Raw genomic sequence first — 8,329 nt, 5'->3', positions numbered from 1 at the left:
ACTGTTGAGGCCCTTTCCTTTTATTTTTATTTTCTCTTTATCAAGCTTTCTTATTAAGTGTTTTTAAGGAGGTATTAAGGTTTTTAAGGTGCAATAACACCATAAAAAATGACCTTTTCATTAAAAAGCTCAAATTCACAGCTTGTTTTTTGTTATTTTTGTGTAATCTTTTGCTGTTTTCGCATAAATGTTTCTTGCTAAATGGTTCGGAAGAGAATCATCCGGCATGCGAAATTCAGCAGACAGGAATGTGATATGAACTGTAATATGAAAAAACGAGAACAAGCCCGACGACGGCAACAATGTGAACCCGTAAATCGTAGGGGCGTGATTCATCACGTTCCGAATCCCACGGAAAAACAGGCAATCACGCCCCACAACAATGGACCGCAGCCAAGGCGGAACGTGATGAATCACGCCCCTACGGCTTACGCCACGGCGCGCCCTCGATAACCCGCAACCCTATATGATGATAAGATTTGGAAGATTTGGAAAGATTTGTAAGACTTACTCGCCTGACGGCTCATCAACTCGTCTCGGCGAAGCCGACTGAAGGAGTGTCCTGCGGACAGAAATCGGACAAATCTGAACAAATCGAACAAATAAAACAAATAATAGATAATGATAAAAATTGGAAGATTTGGAAAGATTTGTGAGATTTCTCGGCGAAGCCGACTGAAAAAGTGCCCTGTGGCACAGACGTGTTGATGAGCCGTCAGGCGAGTAAGTCTTACAAATCGGGACAAATTGAACAAAATCATAACAAATAATTATTTTCAAACTATAAATTTCAAAACGCAATATTTAATTTTTTTATTTCAAATTCAATTTAATGAAAACAAAAAACATTATTCAGAGGCTCTGCCTCTTCCTCTTCGCCCTCGTGCTGACCATGCCGGCAGGGGCGCAAGGCGGCTCGGGCAATGAAAACGAGCCATTTATGATTGCATCGAAAGACGACTGGGGAAAATTCTGCAACCGCGTGAACAGAGGCGAATCCTCACTCAATGCCAAGATGACCGCCGACGTCGACCTCGGCGAGAAAATCGCGATAGTGGGCTATGGCAGCCACTACTCCGGCACGTTCGACGGACAGGGACATACGCTCTCTGTCAACTGGAATAGCAAAGACCACTCAAGTATAGCTCCATTCTACAGTATGGATAACGTCACCATCAAGAACCTGCATGTAAAAGGACAGATCACGAACCGCGGCAATGTGTCAGGATTGATTCTGCGTGTCCATGAGACTGCTACCGTCTCGGGCTGCACCATCGATATGACTCTCAAGAGTACCGAAGAGATGGCAGGTTTGATTTATGAGATATATGGTGCCCAGGTTACCATCACTGACTGTTTAGTCAAGGGAAATTTCGACTCCTCGATGAATAATATAGGCGGATTTGTATATTCCCAGGGAGGCACCTGTAACATGGCTAACTGCCTATATGCCGGCACGAACTATGCCACTATCCGCAAAAGCTACACCTTCTGCGAGGACGCCAACCTCGAGAACTGCTACTATCTTAACCCCTGTGGCAGACCACAGGACACGCAGGTAACTAAGGAACAGCTCGCGAGCGGCTATGTGGCGAAGAAGTTGCAAGGCGACCGCAAGGACGCTTGCTACTGGGCACAGCAGCTGGGCGAGAATCCAAACCTTTACAGCGAAGCCGACAAGAGCAAGACGAACTACGTATACTACGACGCATCGAACAAGCGCTGGGCGTGCGAAAACTTCGTGCTCACCGACGGACAGCCACTGATCGTCGGCATCGACTTCATCGCCACGAAGGCAACCTACGACCGTACCTTCACCGCGGGTAAGGGCACCTTTTGCCTGCCTTACAATCTGCCGGTACATGGTTTCAACGCCTACCGCCTCTCCGACACGCAAGGCAACGCCGACGCAGTAAGTTTCGTGAAAGTCAGCGACAAACTTGAGGCATACAAGCCTTACCTGATCGCGTATAACGGCCCACTGCAGTTCGTCGGTCAGAACATACAGGTGAAAGCCTTCAATGCCGATGCTCTGATGACTACCGCAGGTAAGTACAGCTTCGTGGGCACTGTCACCGGCATGGACAACGCCACGGCAGTTGCCACCAACGCCTACATCCTGCAGCCTGACGGCAAGTTCCATAAGGTGACGACAGATAACACAGCTGCCACGATTCCCGCTTATCATGCCTATATCGTCCGTGGCGACGGCAGTGGCGCCAAGCAGCTCTCCGTCATCCTCGACGGCGAGGCCACCGGCATCGACGGTGTTACAAACGACGCTATGGGCATGAAGAACGGTCCGGTATATGACCTGCAGGGCCGCCGTGTGGCCGACCGTCTCGACGCCGCCGCACGTAGCCTGTTGCCCGCCGGCGTGTATATCGTGGGCGGCCGCAAGGTAGTCGTGAAGTAAATAACAAAAGAATATTTCATTTTAAAACTCAATGTTCAATTTTAAATTTCAACGCCTATGGTTCAATTTCAAAACTTAACACCTATGGTTCAATTTCAAAACTCAATTTTAATGATTCGTTTCAAATTTCAAACTTCAAATTTTAATTTAACATGAAACACTCAATTACGATTCAGAGGCTGTGCCTCTTTCTCTTAGTCCTCGTGCTGGCGGCGCCGGCGTGGGCTACAGATTATAATCGTTATGGCTACGAGACATTCCGCTCACGCGAAACCGTGGAAAAGATCGGCAAGAACAAGCTGATACTACAAACACTCGAACAAGGGCATGTGAAAATCTGGTTTGGCTCTTGCAAGACCACCAGCGGAACGGGCAACAGTGCCATCTATGAGGTGGGAAGGGGTACCGACTCAACATAGAGACTGACGACGGCTATGCCATCCGCTGGATTATCCTGCGCGACACAGAAGGTGGAGAAGACTACGACCACCCCAGGGGCCTCGAGCGCATCAGCAATGTGACATCAGACTATGACTATTATTTCGAGAAGAATGCCATCACGAACTCGCGGATAAGCGGAGGCAATAAGAATGATCTCAATGACGACAACAACAACATCGTTGTCTACAATTATGATGCCCCGGCAAAAAAAGTCAGCATCTGGAGCCATTACTATGACAAGTGGGAAAAGTTCAAGGTGCGCGACATCATTGTGGGTTACGTCAAGAAACCCAATGTTCAATTTAGCCAATCGAGCTACGAGGCGGTTGTCAAGAAACCCTTTTTCCCTAATATCATCAATTACGATGGTCCTAGAGGAAGCAGGTCATGCGATAATTCGAATATTGCCGAGTTTAGTGGGCCGCAACTACGTCCTAAAGCCAAAGGCAATACGAAAATTCATGCTTTTTTTGTACCCTCTAACGACTATGCCAGGTTAAGCTGTGAGGCAAATCTTCACGTGCGCGATGAATTACTATTCGGTACAGACCTCGGAAAGAACAAGGTGCTGTTCACAGAGGGTGGCGGCGACCAGCCCCGTTCCCTTTATGGTATAGTGAATCTTCGGATGGCGAGTGGCGATTCCTTCGATCGAAACAACTCGGAATTCAAGGTGAAAAGCGACAATTCCCAACTCTTGAACATTCCCGATAAAAGCACAGGCAACCTCGTGTTTGGCGACAAATCGGGTACCGTCTCGATTTCGCTGGAACAGGGGAAAACCTACGATTACACAAATAGCTCCTTTAGCCGCACGTTCACCGTGGTGCGCGGCAACAAGGCGACGAATACCATGTACATCCGCAACGCCGAAGAGTGGAAGCTCTTCGCCCATTTGGTCAACAAAGAGAAGATGAGCAACCTCAACGTCAAGCTCGACGGCGACATCAACCTCGGTAAGGAGATCGTGCAGGTGGGAATCAATGGCATAGTAAACTATTCCGGCACGTTCGACGGACAGGGACATACGATCTCTCTCGACTGGAATACTACACACGGCTTCACAGCCTTATTCAACTCAGTGAATGGCGCCACCATAAAAAACCTGCATACCAAGGGAGTGATCACGAATTATGTGCACTTTACGTCAGGACTGGTAATGATCGTGTACGGCTCAGTCACGCTCTCCAATTGTGTCAGCGAGGTGAATTTCAATCACACCACTAATGAGCGTGAATGCTTCACTGCGGGCTTGATTTCTTTCGTAAAGGCAGATGCCCAAGTTACCATTAACGACTGCATTGTCAAAGGAAAGATTCTTCCTTCGGCCTACGTAGAAAATGTCGTAATGGACGGATTCGTAGGTCCGCAGGAAGGCGGAAGCGTATCTACCCTGAACAACTGTCTCTACATCGACAGTAACCCCAGAGACCACACCGGAACGGTATCCTTTGGCAAAATCATCGTCAACAACTGCTACAGCCTCAGCGACCACAGCGTAGCACGTTACACGCAGGTTAACGCCGAGCAGCTCAAGAGCGGCGAGGTGGCTTATAAGTTGCAGGCCGGCAGAAGCAATCGGGTGTGGGGGCAGACGCTCGGCACCGACGATACTCCGTGGCTCACCGACCTCGTGGAGCGGCATGTCAACAAGGTGGACTTCACCTACAACGGCAATCTGATGCTCACGCGCTACGCCAACACCGGCAAGGGCGTCTACGGCGGCATGCCCACCTTTACCGCGAAGGACCTCGTGGGTAGCAAACACAACCCCCACCATTATTATAAAATGGGCTTGGAGGGCGGCTTCTCGGCTTCTACCCCCGTCAATGCCGACCGCACCGTGGCCATCAACCTCGCCGAAAAGGACTACTACGAAATCGCCTCGAAGGACAACTGGATAGAGTTCCGCTACATCGTCAGCAGCGGACAGAACGCCGTCGACGCCAAGATGACAGCCAATGTCGACCTCGGCTCCGACATTTTTATGGTGGGCGACAGTTACGCCGGCACGTTCGACGGACAGAACCATACGCTGAAAATCAACTGGAATAACACATCAGGCTGGTTAGCCCCCTTCTACACTGTGAACGGCGCCACCATCAAGAACCTGCGCACCGAAGGAGAGATTAAGTCAAACTCGCACTTCTTGTCAGGATTGGTTCAAAGCGCCTATGGCAACACCACCATCTCGGGCTGCGTCAGCGCGGTGAACATCACGAGCACCTATGGCAATGCCTCATGCGACGCGGCGGGCATGGTTGAATGCGTAAGGGATAATGCCAATGTCACCTTCACCGACTGCCTCGTCAAGGGCAAATTAAACGCCACGACAGAGAAAGGCAAGGAAAGCATGGGCGGATTTGTACATCTTCTGTATGGTAAGTGCGCCCTGAACAACTGCCTCTACATCGGCGAGAACAATGGAACCAAATGGTCAAGGACCTTCGCCCCCTACTCCGGCTCCACCCTCAACAACTGCTACTACCTCAACGCCTGCGGCGACGCGCAGGGCAAGAAAGTAACCGCCGACCAGCTCAAGAGCGGCGAAGTGGCTTATCTGCTTCAGAACAAGCGCGCCGGAAACTTCTGGGGACAGGAGCTCGGCAAGGAGAACGATCCGCTGCCCACCGACAAAGCGGAGAAGCACGTCTACAAGGTGGACTTCACCTACAACGACCAGGTGAAAGCCACGCGCTACGCCAACACCGGCAAGGCAATCTTCGGTGACATGCCCACCGTTACCCCGCAGTTCCTTCTTGGCAGCGGCTACAACTTCCACCATTATTATAGATATGGCGTGAAGGGCAGCTTCTCGGCTTCTACTCCCGTCAATGCCGACCGCACCGTGGGTCTCTTTGTCGAGGACAGGGACTACTACGAAATCGCGTCTAATTACGACTGGAGAATGTTCTGCGACCTCGTGCGCAACGGACAGAACGGCGTCGACGCCAAGATGACGGCGGACATCAACCTCAGCTCCGACTTCGCTATGGTGGGAAGCGACGAACACAGGTACGCCGGCACGTTCGACGGACAGGGACATACGCTCACGATCAGTTGGGACTCCGGTTCAAAACCCTGGGTAGCCCCCTTCAACACCGTGGAAGGCGCCACTATCAAGAACCTGCGCACCGCGGGCAACATCAACTCGAGCACGCACTTCCTGTCGGGATTGGTCTGCGACGCCTATGGCAACACAACCATCTCCGACTGCAACAGCGATGTGGACATCACGAGTACCTATAACGATGGCGGATGCGACGCGGCAGGCTTGGTACAATGTGTAAGAGAAAATGCCAAGGTCACTATCATCGACTGTCTCGTCAGGGGCAAGATCGACGCCACGATGGAGAATGGCAAGAAATATATGGGCGGATTCGTAAATAATCAGTATGGCAAGTGCGCCCTGATCAGCTGCCTCTACCTCGGTGAGAACAACGCCACCGGCGGCAACACCTTCGCGTCGAACTCTTCCTCCGGCTCCAGCACCACCCTCAAGAACTGCTACTACTTCAAGGCCTGCGGCAAGCCACAGGGCGAGCAGGCTACCGAGAAGCAGCTCAAGAGCGGCTATGTGACGAATAAGCTGCAGGACGACCGCACCGACCAGTGCCACTGGGCGCAGACCTTGGGCGAGAGGCCCAACCTCTACAATCCGGCCGACAAGGGCAAGATGAACTACGTATATCATGACGGCGACAAGTGGGCCTGCGGCGACTTCTACTTCACCGACGACAAGCCGCTGCCCATCGGGCTCGACTTCACCGCCGCCACCGTCATATACCAGCGCTCTTTCAGCTTCGCTGGCATGAGTGGCACGATATGTCTGCCCTACGAGCTGCCCGTGCAGAGGTTCCGGGCCTACACCCTCTCGGGCGGCCAAGGCAACAAACTCTACTTCAAGGAAGTGACCGGCACGCTCGAGGCATATAAGCCGTATTATATCACGGGCCTCGGCGTCAACCCCACGCTCAGCGGAAATAACATGCAGGTGAAAGCCTTCCATGACGACAATCTGACGACCACCGCCACCACGGGCCACAGCATGACGGGCACGGTAGAGGGCGTGGACAACGCCACGGCAGCCGGGCTCAACGCCTACATCCTGCAGAACGACGGCGACTTCCACAAGGTGACGACGGAGTATCCCAACGCCATGGTGCCCGCTTATCACACCTACATCATTTGTCCGAAAGCCTCGGCCGGCGCCAAGCAGCTCTCCGTCATCCTTGACGGCGAAGCCACCGGCATCCATGGTGTGACGAACAGCGCGACGGACGGTCCGGTATATGACCTGCAGGGTCGCCGCGTGGCCGACCGCCTCGACGACAACGCACGCCATCAGCTGCCCGCCGGCGTGTATATCGTGGGCGGAAGGAAGGTAGTCGTGAAGTAACGCGAATAGCCTACCCCGGCCCTCCCAAAGGGAGGGTGCACTTCCGAATCACGGGGAAACGGGCAACCCGGCAGGCGTAGGGGCGTGATTCATCACGTTCCGAATCACCAAGGAAACAAACAATCACACCCTACGCCATGACAATGAACCCGACGCCGGCGGCTGACGCCACGCGGAGGCGGAACGTGATAAATCACGCCCCTACGGCTCACGCCACGGCGCCCCCTATATATAATGATAAAATTTGGAAGATTTGGAAAGATTTGTACGATTTACTCGCCTGTCGGCTCATCAACTCGTCTCGGCGAAGCCGACTCGAAGCCGACTGAAAATTACCAATCCATTTTTATAAAAACATTTAAACCAACTTTTTAAAACATTCAAACAAAATGAAAAAGTACATCAAACCTGAAATGAAATCGCAACTCATCGAGTTAGAAAACTGCATCCTCGCCGGCTCCGCCGACGTGCCCATCAGCGAAGACCCCGCCAAGGACCCGGCCCTGTCGAAAGGTAACAACTTCTTCGACGACGACGAACCGACCACCACGACCCGTTCCTCGTCCTCGCCGTGGGGCGAATAACCCGCAACCCGTAACCTACCCCGGCCTTTGCTTTCCCTCGCTACGCGAACAGCGACCTTCGGTTCCCAAAGGGAGGGTGAACTTCCGAATCACCAAGGAAACGGGGCAACCCGTCAGGCGTAGGGGCGTGATTCATCACGTTCCGAATCCACGGAAACGAGCAACCACACCCTACGCCATGACAATAAACCCGACGCCGGCGGCTGACGCCACGACAGGCGGAACGTGATGAATCACGCCCCTACGGCTGACGCCACGCCGCCGATACCCCGTAACCCTATATATATATATAATAAGGTGGAAACAGCGTCCCCACAAACGCCGAGAGCCTTTCACGGGGTTCGGAAGACGTCCCGACAAATGACGAGAGGCTTGCTCAACTTGAGCAAACGCCAAGGTATAACAGGTGTTAAATGCACAACTTGAGCAAACGTCAAGGTATAACAGGTGTTAAATGCACAACTTGAGCAAACGTCAAGGTATAACAGG

The 8,329-nt window shown here is 52.3% G+C and carries 6 protein-coding genes; all 6 read left to right on the top strand.

Features of this window, described 5'->3' with window-relative positions; genetic code table 11:
• Positions 1-267 precede the first annotated feature (267 nt).
• Positions 268-453 carry a hypothetical protein gene (locus JHU38_RS11780; protein WP_207859392.1) on the top strand — a complete coding sequence of 62 codons (186 nt, stop codon included), beginning with the start codon at positions 268-270 and terminating at the stop codon, positions 451-453.
• A gap of 379 nt (positions 454-832) precedes the next feature.
• Entirely contained in the window at positions 833-2,416 is a 1,584-nt protein-coding gene (locus JHU38_RS11775) for a hypothetical protein (RefSeq protein ID WP_232369962.1), read from the top strand.
• A gap of 152 nt (positions 2,417-2,568) precedes the next feature.
• A complete protein-coding gene (locus tag JHU38_RS12480) occupies positions 2,569-2,835 on the top strand; it encodes a hypothetical protein (protein WP_232369961.1) in 267 nt (88 codons plus the stop codon).
• 98 nt (positions 2,836-2,933) lie between these two features.
• On the top strand, positions 2,934-7,256 hold the full coding sequence (locus tag JHU38_RS11770) for a peptidase M26 (RefSeq protein ID WP_317196026.1): 4,323 nt from the start codon (positions 2,934-2,936) through the stop codon (positions 7,254-7,256).
• 389 nt (positions 7,257-7,645) lie between these two features.
• A complete protein-coding gene (locus JHU38_RS11765) occupies positions 7,646-7,840 on the top strand; it encodes a toxin PIN (protein WP_207859390.1) in 195 nt (64 codons plus the stop codon).
• Positions 7,841-7,916: 76 nt separating this feature from the next.
• A complete protein-coding gene (locus JHU38_RS11760) occupies positions 7,917-8,069 on the top strand; it encodes a hypothetical protein (protein WP_207859387.1) in 153 nt (50 codons plus the stop codon).
• Positions 8,070-8,329: the final 260 nt, after the last annotated feature.

The sequence above is a fragment of the Prevotella illustrans genome (assembly GCF_017426725.1).
GTDB lineage: Bacteria > Bacteroidota > Bacteroidia > Bacteroidales > Bacteroidaceae > Prevotella > Prevotella illustrans.
Note: the sequence above shows the minus strand (reverse complement) of the source record. Positions and strands in the feature narration are given on the sequence as shown.